Below are 18,448 nucleotides of genomic sequence, written 5' to 3' on the forward strand. Positions count from 1 at the left end.
GCGAACATAGCGTGGACATCGGCGGGGACCAAGCCTTCCGCTTCACCGCCGGCCTCGGCACCCGCGCGGCCGGACGCACCGCTGGCGTAACCCTGCGGACACACTATCTTGGGCGACGATGCCTCCTTCCGCCACCGATTCCACCCAAAAGCCGATGGACGGCTTCGGCGCGCTCCGCCGCTTCCTGCCCTATCTGTGGCCTGCGGGTCAGCCGGCGATGCGCGTGCGCGTCGGCGTGGCGATGCTGTTCGTGCTCGTCTCCAAATCGATCACGCTGCTGATGCCCTTCGCCTACAAGGCGGCGATCGACCGGATGGCGCCGGGGCTCCAGCCCGGCGTCGGCCTCGCGATGGCGCTCGTCGTCGCTTATGCCGGCGCGCGCTTCGGCGGGGTGCTGTTTGACAATCTGCGCAATGCGATCTTCGAGCGCGTCGGCCAGGAGGCTGCGCACCGGCTCGCGCTCGAAGTGTTCGGCCATCTTCATCGCCTGTCGCTGCGCTTCCATCTCGAGCGGCGCACCGGCGCGGTCACCAAGGTCATCGAGCGCGGCACCAAGAGCATCGATACGATGCTCTATTTCATCCTGTTCAACATCGCGCCGACGATCCTCGAGCTCGCCGCGGTCTGCATCATCTTCCTGACCAAGTTCGGCTGGCCGCTCGTCGCGGGCACGATGGTGATGATCGCCGCATATGTGACGTTCACGCAGCGCATGACCGAGTGGCGCACGGTCGTTCGCCGCGAATGGGCGAAGAGCGACAGCGAGGCGACGCAGAAGGCGGTCGACAGCCTCTTGAACTATGAGACGGTCAAATATTTCAACGCCGAGGAAGTCGAGCGCCGCCGCTACGGCAGCAGCGTCCGCAAGCTCGTCGACACGACCGCGACGGTCGAGATCAGCCTCGCCTGGATGAATATCGGCCAGTCGCTGATCACCAATCTGATGATGGCCTCGGCGATGGCGTATAGCGTCTGGGGCTGGTCGAAGGGCCTGTTCTCGGTCGGCGACGTCGTGCTGGTCAACACGCTGTTGGCGCAGCTTTTCCGCCCGCTCGATTTCCTCGGCATGGTCTATCGCGAGATCCGCCAGGGGCTGATCGACATGGAGGCGATGTTCGGCCTGATCGACACGAACGAAGAGGTGAAGGACGCGCCCGCCGCGACGGCGCTGACCGAGAAAGGCGGCGCGGTCCGCTTCGAGGACGTGCGCTTCTCCTACGATCCCGAGCGCGAGATATTGAAGGGCGTCGACCTGTCGGTGCCGGTGGGCGGCACGCTCGCGGTGGTCGGCTCGTCGGGCGCGGGCAAGTCGACGCTCGCGCGGCTGCTGTTCCGTTTCTACGACGTCACCGGCGGCCGGATCACGATCGACGGGCAGGATCTGCGCGCGGTGACGCAGGCGTCGCTGCGCCGCGCGATCGGCATCGTCCCCCAGGATACGGTGCTGTTCAACGATACGATCGGCTACAATATCGCCTACGGCCGCGACGGCGCGAGCCGGCTGGAAGTGGAGGCCGCCGCCAAGGGCGCGGCGATCCACGATTTCATCCTCTCGCTGCCCCAGCAATATGACACGCCCGTCGGCGAGCGCGGCCTCAAGCTCTCGGGCGGCGAGAAGCAGCGCGTCGCGATCGCGCGCACTCTGCTCAAGGATCCGCAATTGCTGATCCTCGACGAGGCGACGAGCGCGCTCGACAGCCGGACCGAGGCCGAGATCCAGGAGACGCTCGCGCGCGTCGCCGAGCGCCGCACGACGATCATCATCGCCCACCGCCTCTCGACCATCGTCCATGCCGACGAGATCGTCGTGATGGAGGCGGGCCGGATCGTCGAGCGCGGCACGCATGGCGGGCTGCTCGCGCAGGCCGGCCTCTATGCGGAAATGTGGATGCGCCAGCAGACCGAGGACGAGGAAGCGCTGGCGGCGGAGTAGGGTTTTCTTCGGAAATCGAACCCCGCTCATCCTGAGGAGGGACTGAGCGGAGCGTAGCGAAGTCGAAGGCCCGTCTCGAAGGACAGGGACCGTCCTTCGAGACGCCACTTCGACAAGCTCAGTAGCTCCTCAGGATGAGCGGAAGGGGGTTAGACCGGCCCATCCGATGCGTTAATGAAGCCCATCAGCCGCTTGTCGGCACCCCCATCATCGGAGAGCGCTTTGCTCCGCACCCTGATCCTCGCCACGACCGCTCTCGCTTCGACCGCGGCCAGCGCGCAGCCCGCTGCCAACCCGTTCGCGCAGCCCAGCACGCTTCCCTATCAGGCGCCCGATTTCGCCCACATCAAAGACACCGACTTCGATCCCGCCTTCGCCGCGGGCATCGCGCAGGAGCAGGCCGAGATCGCGAAGATCGCCGCCGACCCTGCCGCGCCAAGCTTCGAGAACACGATCGTCGCGCTAGAGAAAGCCGGCGAGACGCTCGGCCGCGTCCGCATCGTCTTCGGCGCGCTGACCCAGGCCAACACCAATCCGACGCTCCAGAAGGTCCAGGCCGCGCGCGCGCAATGGCTGAGCGAAGGCGACGATCCGCTTTACGGCGATCCCAAGCTCGCCGCGCGCGTGAAGACTCTCCACGATCGCGCCGCCAGCCTCCGCCTCGATCCCGAGCAGGCCGCCTTGCTCGATCTCCACTGGCAGCGCTTCGTCCGCGCCGGCGCGGCGCTCGCGCCCGCGGATCGCGCGACGCTCGCCCAGATCAACCAGCAGCTGAGCTCGCTCGGCGTCACCTTCCGCCAGAAATTGCTCGCCGCGACCAAGGCGGGCATGCTCGTGCTCGATCGCCCCGAGCAGCTCGCCGGCCTCGGCGAGGACGGCATTGCCACCGCCGCGCTCGCCGCCAAGGAGCGCGGGCTGGCCGGCAAATATGTGCTGTCGCTCCAGAACACGACGCTCCAGCCCGCGCTCCAGTCGCTGACCGACCGCGCGACGCGCAAGGCCCTGTTCGACAAGAGCTGGACGCGCGCCGAGCAAGGCGACGCCAACGACACGCGCGCGACAATCCTCCAGATCATCCAGCTGCGCACGAAGAAGGCGAACCTGCTCGGCTATCCGACCTGGGCCGATTTCACGCTGACCGATAATATGGCGAAGACCGCGAAGACCGCGCGCGACTTCATGGCCGGGCTCGATGTGCCAACCGCCGCCGAACAGACGCGCGAGGTCGCCGAGATCCAGAAGGTGATCGACAACGAAAAGGGCGGTTTCCAGCTCCAGCCGTGGGACTGGGACCATTATGCCGAGAAGGTCCGCAAGGCGAAATATGATCTGAACGAGGAGGACACCAAGCCCTATCTCGAGATCGGCAAGGTGCTCCAGGACGGCGTCTTCTACGCCGCGAACCAGCTTTACGGGCTGAGCTTCAAGGAGCGGAAGGACCTGCCGACCTACGATCCGGACATGCGCGTGTTCGAGGTGTTCGAGGAGAATGGCACGCCGCTCGGCCTCATGTATTTCGATTACTGGAAGCGGGACAACAAGGCGGGTGGCGCCTGGATGTCCAATTTCGTCAAGCAATCCAGGCTGATGGGCACCAAGCCCGTCATCTACAATGTCGCCAATTTCGCCAAGCCCGCGCCCGGCCAGCCGCAGCTGATCACGTTCGAGGATGTGCGGACGATGTTCCACGAATTCGGCCATGCGCTGCACGGTCTGTTCGGTGCGCAGGCCTATCCGAGCATCTCGGGCACCGCGGTCGCGCGCGATTTCGTGGAATTCCCGTCGCAGTTCAACGAACATTGGGCGCTCGAGCCGCGCGTGCTCGCGCGCTACGCGGTCCATTACAAGACCGGTGCGCCGATGCCGGCCGAGCTCGTCGCGAAGATCAAGAAGGCCGAGCATTTCAACTCGGGCTCCAGCTTCGGCGAGCTGCTCGCCGCCGCCCAGCTCGACATGAGCTGGCACTCGCTCAAGGCCGACGCGATCCCCGCCGATGTCGATGCGTTCGAGGCGAAGGCGCTCGGGGAGACCGGGCTCGACATCGCCCATGTTCCGCCGCGCTACCGGACCAGCTATTTCAACCACATCTGGGGATCGGGCTATTCGGCCGGCTATTATGCCTACATCTGGACCGACATGGTCGAGGAAAATATCTACGCCTGGTTCGAGGCGAATGGCGGCATGACCCGCGCCAACGGCCAGCGCCTGCGCGACCTGATCCTCTCGAAGGGCCGCACGCGCGATTACAGCGTCATGTTCCGCGAGATGACCGGCCACGATCCCGAGCTCGCGCCCTTCCTCAAGAGCCGGGGTCTCGTCCCCGAATGAGCCCCCTCGAAGCGCTCGGCACCACCTTCGGCTACAAGAGCTTCCGGGGTCGCCAGAGCGAGGTGATCGATCGCGTCATGGCGGGGGAGCGCACGCTCGCCGTGATGCCGACGGGCGCGGGCAAGTCGCTGACCTACCAGATCCCCGCGCTGTGCCGGCGGGGCATCGGCCTCGTCATCTCGCCGCTGATCGCGCTGATGCACGATCAGGTCCGCTCGGCCGAGGCGGCGGGCATCCGCGCCGCCGCGCTGACCTCCGCCAATGACGATCGCGACGAGACGATAAGGCGGCTGCGCGCCGGCGATCTCGATCTGCTATATGTCGCGCCCGAGCGCGCGACGACCGAGAGCTTCCGCCGCCTCGCCGACCAGATCCCGCTTGCGCTGATCGCGATCGACGAGGCGCATTGCGTCTCCGAATGGGGCCATGATTTCCGCCCCGATTACCGCCAGTTGCGCGGGCTGCTCGATGCGTTTCCGGGCGTGCCCCGGCTCGCGCTGACCGCGACCGCGGACGTCCGCACGCGCGCCGACATCCTTGCCCAGCTCGGCATTCCCGACGAGGGCCTGATCCTCGCCGGCTTCGATCGGCCCAACATCCAGTATCGCATCGCCGCGCGCGAGGGCCTGCCGCGGCAACTTGGACAGTTCATCGCCGAGACGCCCGGCTGCGGCATCGTCTATGCGCAGAGCCGCGCCGAGACCGAGCGGCTTGCCGCCTCGCTGCGCGATACCGGCCGCCCCACGCGCGCTTATCATGCGGGGCTCGAGCCTGCCGCGCGCGCCGCCTCGGCCAAGGCCTTCGTCCAGTCGGAGGACATGGTGATGGTCGCGACGATCGCGTTCGGTATGGGAATCGACAAGCCCGACGTCCGCTTCGTGGCGCATGCCGGCCTGCCCAAATCGATCGAGGCTTATTATCAGGAGACGGGCCGCGCCGGCCGCGACGGCGATCCGGCGATCGCGCAGCTCTTCTGGGGCGCGGACGATTTCGCGCGCGCGCGCCGCCGGATCGAGACCGAGATGGAGGAGAGCCGCCGTGGCGGCGAGCGCGCGCGGCTCAACTCGCTCGCCAGCCTCGTCGAGACGAGCGGCTGCCGCCGCGCGGTGCTGCTGCGCCATTTCGGCGAAGAGCCACCGCTGACGTGCGGCAATTGCGACAATTGCCTGAGCCCGCCCGCGACGGTGGAAGCGACCGAGATCGCGCGCAAACTGCTCTCGGCCGCCTTCCGCACCGAGATGCGCTATGGGATCGGCCATCTGACCGACGTGCTCGCCGGAAAGGGGACCGACAAGATCCTGGGTGCGGGTCACCACAAGCTCTCCGTCTTCGGGATCGGGACGCCCGAGGAGCTGCGCCTGATCAAGCCGGTCGCCCGCGCGTTGATGGCGCGCGACGCGTTGCGCGCCGACGATTTCGGGGGGCTGTCGTTCGGACCCGGCGCGAAGCCGATCCTGAAGGGCGAGGAGCCGGTCGCGGTCGTCCTGCCGCCCAAGCGCGCCGAGCGGCGCTCGCGTAGCAGCGAGGATTTTCCGCACGATCCCGTGTTCGAGCGGCTGCGCGAAGTCCGCCGCGATCTCGCCAAGGCGCAGGGCGTGCCGCCTTATGTGATCTTCCACGATTCGGTGCTGCGCGAGATGGCGGCGGAGCGGCCGCGCTCGATCCACGCGCTCTCGCGGATCGGCGGCGTCGGCGCGAAGAAGCTGGAAAGCTATGGCGCGGCGTTTCTCGAGGCGCTGAAGGAAGTGGCATGATCGAGCCGAACCCGCTCATGCTAAGGAGAGGCTGAGCGTCGAAGCCTCGTCTCGAAGCACGACCTTCGAGACGCCACTTCGCCAAGCTCAGTGGCTCCTCAGGATGAGCGGTCGATCGGCTTCAACTCGGCGGCGCGACCTGGTCCGCGACGCTCGCGCCGCGCTGGCCGAGCGGCTTGTCCGGGCCGGTCGTCGTATCCTGCGCGGTCTGGCGCTCGGCCTCGGCATTGATCACCGCGCCGAGCAGGATCGCATAGGCCGAGACCCACAGCCACATCAGCAGCACGACGACCGCGCCGAGCGAGCCATAGGTCGCGTTGTAATTGCCGAGCGTCGCGGCATAGGCGCCGAAGCCGACCGTCGCGATCAGCCACAGGAAGGTCGCGAGGCCCGATCCGACCGTGAGCCACTGCCAGCGCGCATCGTGGCGCGAGGGGCCGTAGCGATAGGCGGCGCCGATGCCGACCGAGGCGAGCACCGCCGCGATCGCCCAGGTCGTCAGGTTGATGCCGAGCGCGACGGTCGGCCCCAGCCCTTCGACGAAGCGGCCGACCAGCGCCAAGGCGGAGGCGGCGAGCAGGCCGACGATGCCGACCAGCACCGCGCCGATGATCATCACGAACGAGATGATCGTCGTCTTGATGATCCCGCGCTGCTCGGGCTGCTCGTAGACGACGTTCAGCGCGGTCATGATCGCGCCCGACGCGCGCGTCGCGCCATAGATCGCGATCAGCAAGGCGACGAGCAGGCCGATGCCCTTCTTGGTCGACGCGGTCGTGACGAGGCTCACGAGCTGATCGAGGATCAGCTTCGCGGCATCCTTCGGAACGACGCTGATGATCGCGCGCATATGATCGGCGATCGTGCCGGGATCGGCGATCAGGCCGTAGGTCATCACCAGCGCGCCGAGCAAAGGCACGATCGAGAGGAAGGCGTAGAAGGCGACGCCGGCCGAGAGCAGCCCGATATTGTCGGTGCCCGTCTTGGTCCAGACGCGCCCCAGCACTTCGCGCCACGCATGCGCCGGCAGCCCGATCGGCGCGCGCGCATTGCGCCCGTGCCGGTCGACATGCTCCGTCCGCGCTTCTTCCATCGTCGCCATCAGCCCTCCTGTGGGCGCTTAACGCCTGAAACGACGATGGTGCCGCGTTCGTTCGAGCGATTGTCGCGAGGGTGTGTGCCCGTTACCTTCTCGCTCCGGAGGAGGATCGATATGCGCAAAGTGACGATCGGAATGGCCGCGGCCGCCTTGGCTTTCGGCGGGCCGGCCCACGCCGCGAAGCCCGCCGCGCTGGAGCAGCTGACCACCGTCGAGCTGAAGGAGCGGCTGCAGACCGGCTGCCCGGTGGCGATCCTCTACAATGGCGGCGTCGAGGAGAGCGGTCCGCACCTGGCGCTCGGCAAGCATAATCTGCGCATCTATCAATATGGCGCGGCGCTGGCGCAGGCGATCGGCGATGCGATCCTGCTGCCGGTCATGCCCTTCTCGCCCAACGACGCGGCGCGAATGGCCTTTGCGGGCACAATCAGCCTGCGGCCCGAAACCTGGGTCGCGGTCAACGAGGATGTGATCCGCAGCCTCATCGGCGGCGGCTTCCAGCGGGTCGCGATCCTGACCGATCATGGCGACGGCATGGCCGGCCTGCGCGAGATGGTGGAGCGGCTGGACAAGGAATATCGGCCGAAAGGCGCGCGCGCCTTCTTCGTCGAGGATGCCTATACGAAGGCGCGCACCCAGATCGAGGCCGAGATCAAGGCCGACGGCAAGGTGCCCGGCGGCCATGGCGGGCTGTGGGATACGGCCGAGGCGATGGCGGCCGACCCCAATCTGGTCCGTCCGGGCCTGCTCGCGCCGGGCAATCTGGCGAATGACGGCAACGGCCCGATCGATGCGAACGGCGTCTCGGGCGATCCGCGCGGCGCGACCGTGGCGATGGGGCGGCGGTTCGGCGCGATCCGCGTGAAGCTCGCCGCCGATCAGTTGCGTGGTCAGCTCGCCGCCGCCGGGCCCTGCCGTTGAACCGCTGCCGCTGAGTGTCGCGCGAAAGCATCTTCATCGCCGCGCTGCGCGGGCTGGCACGGGATCCTGCGGCGCGCGACCTGATCGACGACGCCGCGGTGCTGACGGTCGGCGGCACCGCGCTCGTCCTGACCCACGACATGATCGTCGAGGGCGTCCATTATCTGCCCGCCGATCCGCCCGAAGATGTGGCGTGGAAGCTCGTCGCGGTGAACCTGTCCGACCTCGCCGCGAAGGGCGCGCGGCCGATCGGCGTGTTGCTCGGCTATGCGCTGGGCGAGGATGAGTGGAACCTGCGCTTCGTCGCCGGCCTGCGCGATATTCTGGCGCATTATGATGTCCCCTTGCTCGGCGGTGACACCGTCGCCGGCCAAATGGGCACACCACGTATGTTGGGGCTTACCGCGATCGGCGAGGCGCCGGCGGGCGGCGCGCCGTCGAGAACGGGAGCGCAGATCGACGACATCTGCTACGTCACCGGCGCGATCGGCGCGGCGGGGATCGGGCTGGCTGTCGCGCTCGGCGAGCGGAGCGGACCGGCGAGCGCGCTCGCCGCCTATCGCCGGCCGGTCCCCCGCCTGGCCGAGGGGCGAGTGCTCGCGCCGCACATCAACGCGATGATGGACGTCTCGGACGGCCTGCTGATCGACGCGATGCGGATGGCGCAGGCGAGCGGCATCGGCCTGACGATCGATCTCGATGCCGTGCCGCTCGCCCCGGCCTGCCCCGACGACCAGGCGGGCCGGATCGCCGCCGCCAGCGCGGGCGACGATTACGAACTGCTCTTCGCCGCTCCCGTCGATGCGATGCTCCCTTCGTTCGGCGACGTAGCGATCACCGCGATCGGGCGCTTCCAGGCCGAGGAAGGCTTCGTCCTCATCGACCGCGACGGCCCCGTCGAGCTGCCGACGCGGCTCGGCTACGAGCATGGCGCATAGGCGCAAAAAGGACGGTTCCGGCCCTGCTTGCCCAAACCACCACCGCTGTTCATACTCGCGCCCAAGGGGGCACCACGCAGTGACCTCCCATGAGGAGAGGAAACCGCATGCTCATCGTCCAGCTTGCGATCGCCTGTGGCGTGTTGGCCGTAATCTACGGCATCGTCACCAGCGGTCAGGTTCTGAAATTGTCGCCCGGCAACGCGCGGATGCAGGATATCGCCGCCGCGATCCAGGAAGGCGCGCGCGCCTATCTAGCGCGCCAATATACGACGATCGCGGTCGTCGGCGTCATCATGGTGGTGTTGGTCTTCTTCCTGCTGGGGACGGTATCCGCGGTCGGCTTCCTGATCGGCGCCCTCCTCTCTGGCGCGACCGGCTTCGTGGGCATGAACATCTCGGTAAAGGCCAATGTCCGCACCGCCGAGGCCGCGCGCACCAGCCTGCAGGCGGGCCTGACCACCGCGTTCCGCTCGGGCGCGATCACCGGCATGCTCGTCGCCGGGCTCGGCCTGCTCGCGATCTCGGTCTTCTTTGGGTATCTGATCGGGCCGGCCGGCCATGCGCCGACCGACCGGATCGTGATCAACGCGCTCGTCGCGCTCTCCTTCGGCGCCTCGCTCATCTCGATCTTCGCGCGGCTGGGCGGCGGCATCTTCACCAAGGCGGCCGATGTCGGCGCGGATCTCGTCGGCAAGGTGGAAGCGGGCATCCCTGAGGACGATCCGCGCAACCCGGCGGTGATCGCGGACAATGTCGGCGACAATGTCGGCGATTGCGCGGGCATGGCCGCCGATCTGTTCGAAACCTATGTCGTCACGCTCGGCGTGACGATGGTCTCGATCGCCTTGTTCGTGAAGAACGAGGACGTGCTGGCGCTGATGAGCCTGCCGCTTCTGGTCGGCGGGGTGTGCATCATCACCTCGATCATCGGCACTTACATGGTCCGCCTCGGATCGGGATCGATCATGGGCGCGCTCTACAAGGGGTTCCTGACCTCGGCCCTGCTCGCCGTGCCTGCCATCTATGGCGCGACGAAATTCGCGCTGGGGGATCTCAACGCGGTCATCGGCGGCGGGCGCGAGGCGGCGGGGCCGGATGTCGCCGGCGCGGTCGCGGCGGGCGCGGGCAGCTTCACGGGCATGGACCTGTTCTGGTGCATGATGATCGGGCTCGCCGTCACCGGCGCGCTCGTGTGGATCACCGAATATTATACGGGCACCAATTATCGCCCGGTGAAGTCGATCGCGAAGGCGAGCGTCACGGGGCACGGCACCAACGTGATCCAGGGGCTGGCGATCAGCCTGGAATCGACCGCGCTGCCGACGCTCGTCATCGTCGTCGCGGTGATCGGCGCCTATCAGCTGGCGGGCGTGATCGGCATCGCCTTCGGCGCGACATCGATGCTCGCGCTGGCGGGGATGGTCGTCGCGCTCGATGCTTATGGCCCGGTCACCGACAATGCCGGCGGCATCGCCGAAATGGCGGGGCTGGAGGACAGCGTGCGCGAGCGCACCGACGCGCTCGACGCGGTCGGCAATACGACCAAGGCGGTGACCAAGGGCTATGCGATCGGCTCGGCCGCGCTCGCCGCGCTCGTCCTGTTCGGCGCCTATACGGCCGACCTGAAGGAGTATTTCCCGACGCTGATCGTCGATTTCTCGCTGTCCAATCCGTACGTGATCGTCGGGCTGCTGCTTGGCGCGCTGCTGCCCTTCGTGTTCGGCGCGTTCGGGATGACCGCGGTCGGCCGCGCGGCGGGTGCGGTGGTCGAGGATGTCCGCGACCAGTTCCGGAGCAATCCGGGGATCATGGCGGGGACGAGCCGCCCCAATTATGCGCGCACCGTCGATCTCGTCACCAAGGCGGCGATCCGCGAGATGATCGTCCCGAGCCTGCTGCCGGTGCTGGCGCCGGTCGCGGTGTTCTTCGTGATCCGGCTTGTCGCGGGGCCTGCCAACGGCTTCGCATCATTGGGCGCCTTGCTGCTCGGCGTGATCGTCTCGGGGCTGTTCGTCGCCATCTCGATGACGAGCGGCGGTGGTGCGTGGGACAATGCCAAGAAATATATCGAGGACGGCAATCATGGCGGCAAGGGATCGGAAGCGCACAAGGCGGCGGTGACCGGCGATACGGTCGGCGATCCCTACAAGGATACGGCGGGCCCGGCGGTGAACCCGATGATCAAGATCACCAACATCGTGGCATTGCTGCTGCTTGCCGCCTTGGCGGCTCACGGGTGAGAAGACGGAAGAAGGGTTGATTCACGCGGAGGCGCAGAGAGGGATCGCCTGCGTGCCGCGTCGTTCGTCTCGTCATCGTCGCGGAGGAAAAGCCGCTACGCGGCGACTGGGCGGATGGCCTCCGCGTCTCCGCGCCTCTGCGTGAAAAGAACCTCCTGCTTCACTTCGCCGGCGGCGCCAACCCCGTCCAGTAAGCGGCGAAGGCGAGGATGTCGGCATATTCCTCGATCGCCTTGGAGGTCGGCTTGCCCGAGCCGTGGCCGGCGCGCGTCTCGATCCGGATCAGATGCGGCTTGGGGCCGATGTCCGCAGCCTGCAGTGCGGCGGCATATTTGAAGCTGTGCGCGGGCACGACGCGATCGTCGGTGTCGGCGGTCGTCGCGAGGATCGCGGGATAGGCCGTGCCGCTGCGGATCGTATGATAAGGCGAATAGGCCAGGTTGTACGTCAGATCGGCTTCCTTGGCCGGATCGCCATAGTCGCCTGTCCAGAAGCGGCCCGCCGTCCAGTTGGTGAAGCGGATCATGTCCATGACGCCGACCTGCGGGATCGCGGCGACGAACAGGTCCGGCCGCTGGTTCGTCACCGCGCCGACGAGCAACCCGCCGTTCGAGCCGCCATTGATGACGAGCTTGTCCTTGCGCGTGATGCCGCTCGAAACCAGCGTCTCGGCGGCGGCGATGAAATCGTCGAACACGTTCTGCTTGCGATCGAGCTTGCCGGCATCGTGCCAGGCCTTCCCATATTCGCCGCCGCCACGCAGGTTCGCGACCGCGACGACGCCGCCCATCTCCATCCAGTCGAGCCAGGCGACCGAGAAGCTGGGCGTGAGCGAGATGTTGAAGCCGCCATAGCCGTAGAGCAAGGTCGGCGCGCCGGCGGCGAGGTCCAGACCCTTGCGGTGTGCGACGAACATCGGGATGCGCGTGCCGTCCTTCGACGGATAGAAGATCTGCTCGACCTGATATTGGCCGGGATCGAACGGCGTCTGCGGCGCCTTGAAGATGGTCGAGGCGTTCGTGGCCGCATCGTAGCGGTAGATCGTCGTCGGGCGATTGTAGCTGGCGAAGCTGTAGTAAGTGAGCGGGCCGTCGCCATTTTCGGCGAAGCCGGCAGCGGTGCCGATGCCGGGCAGCGCGACGACACCTTCGGCCGTGCCGTCCAGCGCGTAGCGGCGGACGACGCTCTTGGCATCCTCCATCGTGCCGATCAGGAAGCGGCCGCCGACGATCGAGGCGGAGTCGATCGTGCCGGGCCCCTCGGCGATCAGCGGCGTCGACACTGGATGGCCGGGCGCGGTGCCGTCGAGCGCGACGATCCGCTTGCGCGGTGCGCCATCGGTGGTGACGACGAAGAGCGTATCGCCGGACGAGCCGGCGAATTGCAGCTCATGATCGCCATAGGGGATCAGGATGCGCGGCGCGGCGCCGGGCTTGGCGAGATCCAGCGCGACGAGCTCGGTCTTCACATCGTCCTCGGTCGAGAGGATCACGAGCCAGCGGCCATCTTCGCTGACCTGGAGGCCGTGCGTCAGCTTCGGCCGATCGGACGCGGCGTAGACCAGCGTGTCCGCCGACTGGGGAGTGCCGACCTTGTGGAAATAGACGCGCTGATCGAGCGTGCCCGCGGTGAAGAGGTGCCCGCCCTCGGGCTTCGCGTAGCGGCCGTAGAAGAAGCCCGAGCTGTCGCCCTTCCAGCTGATGTTCGAATATTTGCCCCACTCGACCGCGTCGGGCAGCACCTTGCCGGTCGCGACCTCGACGAGGTGATAGGTGCGCCAGTCGGTGCCGCCTTCCTGCACGCCATAAGCGACGTAGCGGCCGTCCTGCGAGGCTTCCCATTCGGCAAGCGCGGTCGCGCCGTCCTTCGACCAGGGGTTGGGATCGATCAGGATCCGGGGCGCGGCGCTGCCGTCCTGGACGTAGAGGACATATTGATTCTGGAGGCCGCTATTGCGTCGGTAGAAGAGACGTTGCCCGCGCAGCTGGGGGACTGCGAACTTCTCGAAATCCCACAACTCGGTCAGCCGCGCCTTGATCGCCGCGCGGCCCGGCAGCGTCGCCAGATAGGCTTCGGTGAAGGCGCTCTGGCCATCGACCCAGGCGCGGACCTTGGCGTCGGTGCGGACATCGCCTTCGAGCCAGCGATAGGGATCGGGGATGGCGAGCCCGAACGGATGATCGACGACCGTGCCGCGCTCGGTCGCCGGATAGGGCGCGACCGTCTGCGGGGGGGCGGCCAGGCTCGGCGTGGAAATCAGTGTCATGGCGAGGAGCACCGGGCGCAGGATCATGGGGAGCCTTGAAACGAGAAAGGGCCGGAGGCTTGCGCCCCCGGCCCTCATCGCATTCAATCGCAAGCGAAGCCCGCGATCAAGCCGCCTCGTCTTCGTAGATCTCGACCGGACCCGAATCCTGGCCCTTGGCCGAGACGTCGCGATCGACGAACTCGATGACCGCCATGGCCGCCGCGTCCGACAGGCGGGTCGGCGCCTTGATGATGCGGATATAGCCGCCGTTGCGATCGGCGTAACGCGGCGCGATCACGTCGAACAGCTTCACGAGCTGAACATCGTCCATCAGGCGCGAATAAGCGAGGCGGCGGTTGGAGAGGCCGCCCTTCTTGGCGAGCGTCACCAGCTTCTCGACATAGGGGCGAAGCTCCTTCGCCTTGGCGAGCGTGGTGATGATCTGCTCGTGCTTGATGAGAGCGGCAGACTGATTGCGGAACAGGGCGGTCCGGTGCGAACCGGTCCGCTGGAGTTTACGACCGCCGACGCGATGGCGCATGATGACTTTCCTTCATGTTCGTCCGGCAGCCGTTTCAGGTACTGCCGGCCGGGCGGTGTGGAACGGGCCACCGCCCAAAGCCCGAAGAGGATGCGAAGTTGAGGAAGTTGAGGGACACGTCCAACCGGCGTGCCCCGCCCCTCAGAACTCCTGTTCGAGCTTCTTGGCCATTTCCTCGATATTCTCGGGCGGCCAGCCGGGGATTTCCATGCCCAGGCGGAGCCCCATCGTGGCGAGGACTTCCTTGATCTCGTTGAGCGACTTGCGGCCGAAATTGGGCGTCCGCAGCATCTCGGCCTCGGTCTTCTGGACCAGATCGCCGATGTAGATGATGTTGTCGTTCTTGAGGCAATTGGCCGAACGGACCGACAGTTCGAGCTCGTCGACCTTCTTGAGAAGGAAGCGGTTGAGCTGGTTCGAACCGACCTCCGGCTCGCTGACGCCGCCGCCGATCGGAGCGATCGGCGCCTGCGCGACCGGCGCCGACTGCGCCATGCCATCGTCGAAGTGGACGAAGAGCTGGAGCTGGTCCTGCAGGATGCGCGCCGAATAAGCGAGCGCGTCCTCGGGCGTCACGGTGCCGTCGGTCTCGACGGTGATCGTGAGCTTGTCGTAATCCAGTTCCTGGCCGACGCGCGTATTCTCGACCTTGTACGCCACCTGGCGGACGGGCGAGTAGAGCGCATCGATCGGGATCAGGCCGATCGGCGCATCGACGGGACGATTGGCCGCTGCCGGCACATAGCCCTTACCGATATGGACGGTGAGCTCCATGTTGAGCGAGGCGCCCTCGTCCAGATGGCAGATCACGAGATCCTTGTTCATGACCTCGATGTCGCCCGACGTGGCGATATCGCCCGCGGTGACTTCGGCCGGACCCGTCGCCGAGAGCTGAAGACGCTTCGGCCCTTCGCCCTGCATGCGCAGCGCGACCTGCTTCACGTTCAGGACGATGTCGGTCACGTCCTCGCGCACGCCGGCGAGGCTCGAGAATTCGTGAAGCACGTTCTCGATCTTGATCGCGGTGACGGCGGCGCCCTGAAGCGACGACAGCAGAACGCGGCGCAGCGCATTGCCGAGCGTGAGGCCGAAGCCCCGCTCCAGCGGCTCGGCAATGAAGGTGGCGCGGCTCTTGGAGCCACCGCCGGCCTTGCGCTCGAGGCCCATGGGCTTCTTCAGTTCCTGCCAATTCTTGGCGTTGACGGCCATGTTTTTCCCCTTGGGGTTTGAGCCGCGGCGCGTCCGCCGTGGCTGAGATAGGTCAGCGGGGCCGGAGCGACCCCGACCGGAAGATCAGACGCGACGACGCTTGGACGGGCGGACGCCGTTGTGCGGGATCGACGTCACGTCGCGGATCGACGTGATGTGGAAGCCGACCGCCTGCAGCGCGCGCAGCGCGGACTCGCGGCCCGAGCCGGGGCCCTTGACCTCGACTTCCAGCGTGCGGACGCCGTGCTCGGCGGCCTTCTTGCCGGCGTCTTCGGCGGCGACCTGCGCGGCATAAGGCGTCGACTTGCGGCTGCCCTTGAACCCCATCATGCCGGCGGACGACCATGAAATGGCGTTGCCCTGGGCATCGGTGATGGTGATCATCGTGTTGTTGAAGCTGGCGTTCACATGCGCGACGCCGGACGTGATGTTCTTCCTTTCGCGCCGCTTGATGCGCTGGGGTTCGCGTGCCATCGAATTCTTCCTGACCTATATCTCTGTTGCTGGCGGAGGGGTCGGCCCGTTGCGGGCTTCCGCCTCCGGCGGAGAAGAAGTTGGAAAAACAGTCTACAAGACTGCTTTTCTCTTACTTCTTCTTACCCGCGATCGGCTTGGCCTTGCCCTTGCGGGTGCGCGCATTGGTATGCGTGCGCTGGCCGCGGACCGGCAGGCCCTTGCGATGGCGAAGGCCGCGATAGCAGGCCAGATCCATCAGCCGCTTGATGTTCATCGCCACCTGACGACGAAGATCGCCCTCGACCGTGTAAGTCGCGTCGATCGCTTCGCGGATCTGGAGGACCTCCTGGTCCGACAGATCCTGAACGCGGCGCTGGGGCACGATGCCGAGCTTGGCGGTGATGTCCTTGGCGGTCTTGGGACCGATGCCATGGATGTAGGTCAGCGCGATTTCGACGCGCTTGTTGGTCGGGATATTCACACCCGCGATACGTGCCATGTCTAAATTGTCTCCTCGCTCCACGGGGCAGTTGGCAGCCGCCCCATCTCTACGCTCTGGTGGCCCCGAACGCCGAAAGCACGACGCACGCCGAAGCGCCGCCGGAAACCGGGTTCATGGGATGTGAAGCCTCTAAGAGAGCGCGGGAACCGAGTCAAGCGTCGCGCGTAACGCCCCGCCCGTCTCGTCGCAAACGGACGCAATATCGTCCGCCGCGCTTCAGACGGTCGCCGGCTCGCCCAGGATGCGATCGATCGACTCGGTCACGACATCGATATCGGCCATGCCATCGACGCGCGCGACGATGCCCTGCGCCTCGTAATGCGGAAGGATCGGCGCGGTCTTCGCGCGATATTCGGCGAGGCGCGTACGGACCGTCTCGGCATTGTCGTCCGGCCGGCGCTTGAATTCGTGGCTGCCGCAGACGTCGCACGTGCCCGCCACCTTCGGCAGCTTGTAGCGATCGTGATAGCCTTCGTTGCATGTGGCGCAGGTGAAGCGCCCCGAGATGCGATCGACGAGCGCGTCCTCGTCCACTTCGAGCTCGATCACATGATCCAGCTTGAGGCCCCGCGCGGACAGCAAAGCGTCCAGGGCTTCGGCCTGCGCCTGCGTGCGCGGATAGCCATCGAAGATGAAGCCGGGGGCATGCGCCTCGTCGTCGAGGCGATCCGAGATCAGCTTGGTGACGATCTCGTCCGAAACGAGCCCGCCCGACTTCATGATCGCATCCGCCTCGCGCCCGACATCGCTGCCGGCCTTGACCGCGGCGCGCAACATGTCGCCGGTCGAGAGCTGGATCAGGCCATGCTTGGTCATCAGCAACTGGGCCTGCGTGCCCTTCCCCGCCCCCGGGGGTCCCAGCAGGATCAGAAGCTTCATCTACGCACCCCTCCCTTGAGGCGAGCCTTCTTGATGAGGTCGCCATATTGATGCGCGAGCAGGTGGCTCTGGATCTGCGTCACCGTATCGATAGTGACGTTGACCACGATCAGCAGGCTGGTGCCGCCGAAACCGACCAGATGCCGCGGCATGAAGATTTCTGGCACCACGCAGATCAATGTCAAATAGGCGGCGCCGATCACGGTGATGCGCGTCAGCACATAATCGAGATACACCTCGGTATTCTTGCCGGGCCGGATTCCGGGGATGAAACCGCCGTAGCGCTTCAGATTGTCCGCCGTTTCCTCGGGATTGAACACGACTGCAGTGTAAAAGAACGAGAAGAAGATGATTCCCGCCGCATAGAGCACGAAATAGAGCGGCGTATCCTGGCCGATCAGCTGGTTCACCGTGATCAAGAAATCGCCCCAGCGGCTTTCGCCCGAGATGCGATTGCCCGCGAACTGGGTGATCGTCAGCGGCAGCGCCAGCAGCGACGAGGCGAAGATCGGCGGGATCACGTTGGCCGTGTTGATCTTGAGCGGCAGGTGGCTCTTGTCGGCCTGCATCATCCCGCGCGCGGTCTGGCGCTTGGGATATTGGATCAGCACGCGGCGCTGCGCGCGCTCCATGAAGCAGATCAGCAGGATCAGCGCGATGATGAACAGGAAGCCGGCCAGCACCATGAAGGGCGAGGAGGCGCCGGTGCGGGCCTGCTCGAACGCGGTGGCGATCGTCGTCGGCAGCTGCGCGACGATGCCGGCCATGATGATGAGGCTGACGCCGTTGCCGATGCCGCGGCTCGTGATCTGCTCGCCGATCCACATCAGGAACATCGTGCCGCCGACGAGCGTGATGACCGTCGTCACGCGGAACAGCATCGGATCGACGACGACCGCGGCCTGGCCGGCATTCGCACCCCAGGCGGAGAGGCCGACGGCGATGAAATAGCCCTGGATCGCGGTCAGCAGCACCGTGCCGTAGCGCGTATATTGATTGAGCTTCTTGCGCCCGCTTTCGCCTTCCTTCTTGATGGCGGCGAGCTGCGGGCTGAGCGACGTCGACAGCTGCACGACGATCGAGGCGGTGATGTAGGGCATGACGCCCAGCGCTACGATCGACATGCGCGTCAGCGCGCCGCCGGTGAAGGTGTTGAAGAAATCCATGACGCCGCCCTTCGTCGTATCGAAGAGCGTGGCGAGCGCGCGCGGATCAATGCCCGGCAGCGGCACATAAGACAGCAAACGGAACACGACGAGCGCACCCAGCGTGAACCAGATGCGCTTCTTGAGCTCGGTGGCCTTGGCGAATTGCGAGAGGCTCGCGTTCGAGGCCATTTGTTCAGTGGCGGATGCCATGGAGACTGTTCGAACCTTCAGAAATGACAGGAGCGGCGC

General features: G+C 66.4%; 14 protein-coding genes. 6 read left to right on the plus strand and 8 right to left on the minus strand.

The window, feature by feature from the left end; all coding sequences use genetic code 11:
- The first annotated feature begins 118 nt into the window (after positions 1-118).
- The 3 genes from Q4F19_RS19760 to recQ all read left to right on the plus strand — a co-directional run bounded on the left by Q4F19_RS19760 (position 119) and on the right by recQ (position 6,015).
- A complete protein-coding gene (locus tag Q4F19_RS19760) occupies positions 119-1,933 on the plus strand; it encodes an ABCB family ABC transporter ATP-binding protein/permease (RefSeq protein ID WP_303546310.1) in 1,815 nt (604 codons plus the stop codon).
- A 222-nt stretch (positions 1,934-2,155) separates the two neighbouring features.
- Complete coding sequence (locus Q4F19_RS19765) at positions 2,156-4,261, plus strand: M3 family metallopeptidase (protein WP_303546311.1); 2,106 nt, start codon at positions 2,156-2,158, stop codon at positions 4,259-4,261.
- Positions 4,258-6,015 carry a DNA helicase RecQ gene (gene recQ, locus Q4F19_RS19770; protein ID WP_303546312.1) on the plus strand — a complete coding sequence of 586 codons (1,758 nt, stop codon included), beginning with the start codon at positions 4,258-4,260 and terminating at the stop codon, positions 6,013-6,015. The genes Q4F19_RS19765 and recQ overlap by 4 nt, the downstream gene beginning before the upstream one ends.
- 121 nt (positions 6,016-6,136) lie before the next feature.
- Here the strand turns inward: recQ and Q4F19_RS19775 are convergent, their stop codons facing one another.
- Complete coding sequence (locus Q4F19_RS19775; RefSeq protein ID WP_303546313.1) at positions 6,137-7,117, minus strand: YihY/virulence factor BrkB family protein; 981 nt, start codon at positions 7,115-7,117, stop codon at positions 6,137-6,139.
- 111 nt (positions 7,118-7,228) lie between these two features.
- Here Q4F19_RS19775 and Q4F19_RS19780 point away from each other — a divergent pair, with 111 nt between their 5' ends.
- The 3 genes from Q4F19_RS19780 (at position 7,229) to Q4F19_RS19790 (ending at position 11,216) form a co-directional block, all read left to right on the plus strand.
- Positions 7,229-8,035, plus strand: coding sequence for a creatininase family protein (locus Q4F19_RS19780; RefSeq protein WP_303546314.1), 807 nt, complete (start codon positions 7,229-7,231; stop codon positions 8,033-8,035).
- 14 nt (positions 8,036-8,049) lie between these two features.
- On the plus strand, positions 8,050-8,973 hold the full coding sequence (gene thiL / locus Q4F19_RS19785) for a thiamine-phosphate kinase (protein WP_303546315.1): 924 nt from the start codon (positions 8,050-8,052) through the stop codon (positions 8,971-8,973).
- Positions 8,974-9,080: 107 nt separating this feature from the next.
- The gene (locus Q4F19_RS19790; protein WP_303546316.1) at positions 9,081-11,216 is read left to right on the plus strand and encodes a sodium-translocating pyrophosphatase; all 2,136 of its coding nucleotides are present in this window, start codon (positions 9,081-9,083) and stop codon (positions 11,214-11,216) included.
- A 160-nt stretch (positions 11,217-11,376) separates the two neighbouring features.
- On the opposite strand, the gene Q4F19_RS19795 is transcribed toward Q4F19_RS19790, so the two are convergent.
- The 7 genes from Q4F19_RS19795 to secY all read right to left on the minus strand — a co-directional run bounded on the left by Q4F19_RS19795 (position 11,377) and on the right by secY (position 18,409).
- Positions 11,377-13,509 carry a prolyl oligopeptidase family serine peptidase gene (locus Q4F19_RS19795; RefSeq protein ID WP_303546317.1) on the minus strand — a complete coding sequence of 711 codons (2,133 nt, stop codon included), beginning with the start codon at positions 13,507-13,509 and terminating at the stop codon, positions 11,377-11,379.
- A 79-nt stretch (positions 13,510-13,588) separates the two neighbouring features.
- Positions 13,589-14,005 (minus strand): 50S ribosomal protein L17, encoded by a 417-nt coding sequence (rplQ, locus tag Q4F19_RS19800; RefSeq protein ID WP_303546319.1) that lies wholly within the window; start codon positions 14,003-14,005, stop codon positions 13,589-13,591.
- 141 nt (positions 14,006-14,146) lie between these two features.
- Entirely contained in the window at positions 14,147-15,214 is a 1,068-nt protein-coding gene (locus Q4F19_RS19805) for a DNA-directed RNA polymerase subunit alpha (protein WP_303546321.1), read from the minus strand.
- Between the two features lie 84 nt (positions 15,215-15,298).
- Entirely contained in the window at positions 15,299-15,688 is a 390-nt protein-coding gene (gene rpsK, locus Q4F19_RS19810) for a 30S ribosomal protein S11 (RefSeq protein WP_303546323.1), read from the minus strand.
- 112 nt (positions 15,689-15,800) lie between these two features.
- The gene (gene rpsM, locus Q4F19_RS19815; RefSeq protein ID WP_303546324.1) at positions 15,801-16,169 is read right to left on the minus strand and encodes a 30S ribosomal protein S13; all 369 of its coding nucleotides are present in this window, start codon (positions 16,167-16,169) and stop codon (positions 15,801-15,803) included.
- Between the two features lie 219 nt (positions 16,170-16,388).
- On the minus strand, positions 16,389-17,051 hold the full coding sequence (locus Q4F19_RS19820; protein WP_303546326.1) for an adenylate kinase: 663 nt from the start codon (positions 17,049-17,051) through the stop codon (positions 16,389-16,391).
- On the minus strand, positions 17,048-18,409 hold the full coding sequence (gene secY / locus Q4F19_RS19825) for a preprotein translocase subunit SecY (RefSeq protein WP_303546328.1): 1,362 nt from the start codon (positions 18,407-18,409) through the stop codon (positions 17,048-17,050). Before secY ends, Q4F19_RS19820 begins: the two co-directional genes overlap by 4 nt.
- Between the last annotated feature and the right edge of the window lie 39 nt (positions 18,410-18,448).

This window comes from Sphingomonas natans (genome assembly GCF_030546695.1).
In the GTDB taxonomy this organism is placed as follows: Bacteria; Pseudomonadota; Alphaproteobacteria; order Sphingomonadales; family Sphingomonadaceae; genus Sphingomonas_I; species Sphingomonas_I natans.

Bases quoted from the DNA above. Each gene is read 5' to 3' on its own strand.
- Q4F19_RS19760 (WP_303546310.1), top strand. From the start codon at position 119: ATGCCTCCTTCCGCCACCGATTCCACCCAAAAGCCGATGGACGGCTTC.
- recQ (WP_303546312.1), top strand. From the start codon at position 4,258: ATGAGCCCCCTCGAAGCGCTCGGCACCACCTTCGGCTACAAGAGCTTC.
- Q4F19_RS19775 (WP_303546313.1), bottom strand. From the start codon at position 7,117: ATGGCGACGATGGAAGAAGCGCGGACGGAGCATGTCGACCGGCACGGG.
- Q4F19_RS19780 (WP_303546314.1), top strand. From the start codon at position 7,229: ATGCGCAAAGTGACGATCGGAATGGCCGCGGCCGCCTTGGCTTTCGGC.
- Q4F19_RS19790 (WP_303546316.1), top strand. From the start codon at position 9,081: ATGCTCATCGTCCAGCTTGCGATCGCCTGTGGCGTGTTGGCCGTAATC.
- Q4F19_RS19795 (WP_303546317.1), bottom strand. From the start codon at position 13,509: ATGATCCTGCGCCCGGTGCTCCTCGCCATGACACTGATTTCCACGCCG.
- rplQ (WP_303546319.1), bottom strand. From the start codon at position 14,005: ATGCGCCATCGCGTCGGCGGTCGTAAACTCCAGCGGACCGGTTCGCAC.
- Q4F19_RS19805 (WP_303546321.1), bottom strand. From the start codon at position 15,214: ATGGCCGTCAACGCCAAGAATTGGCAGGAACTGAAGAAGCCCATGGGC.
- rpsK (WP_303546323.1), bottom strand. From the start codon at position 15,688: ATGGCACGCGAACCCCAGCGCATCAAGCGGCGCGAAAGGAAGAACATC.
- rpsM (WP_303546324.1), bottom strand. From the start codon at position 16,169: ATGGCACGTATCGCGGGTGTGAATATCCCGACCAACAAGCGCGTCGAA.
- Q4F19_RS19820 (WP_303546326.1), bottom strand. From the start codon at position 17,051: ATGAAGCTTCTGATCCTGCTGGGACCCCCGGGGGCGGGGAAGGGCACG.
- secY (WP_303546328.1), bottom strand. From the start codon at position 18,409: ATGGCATCCGCCACTGAACAAATGGCCTCGAACGCGAGCCTCTCGCAA.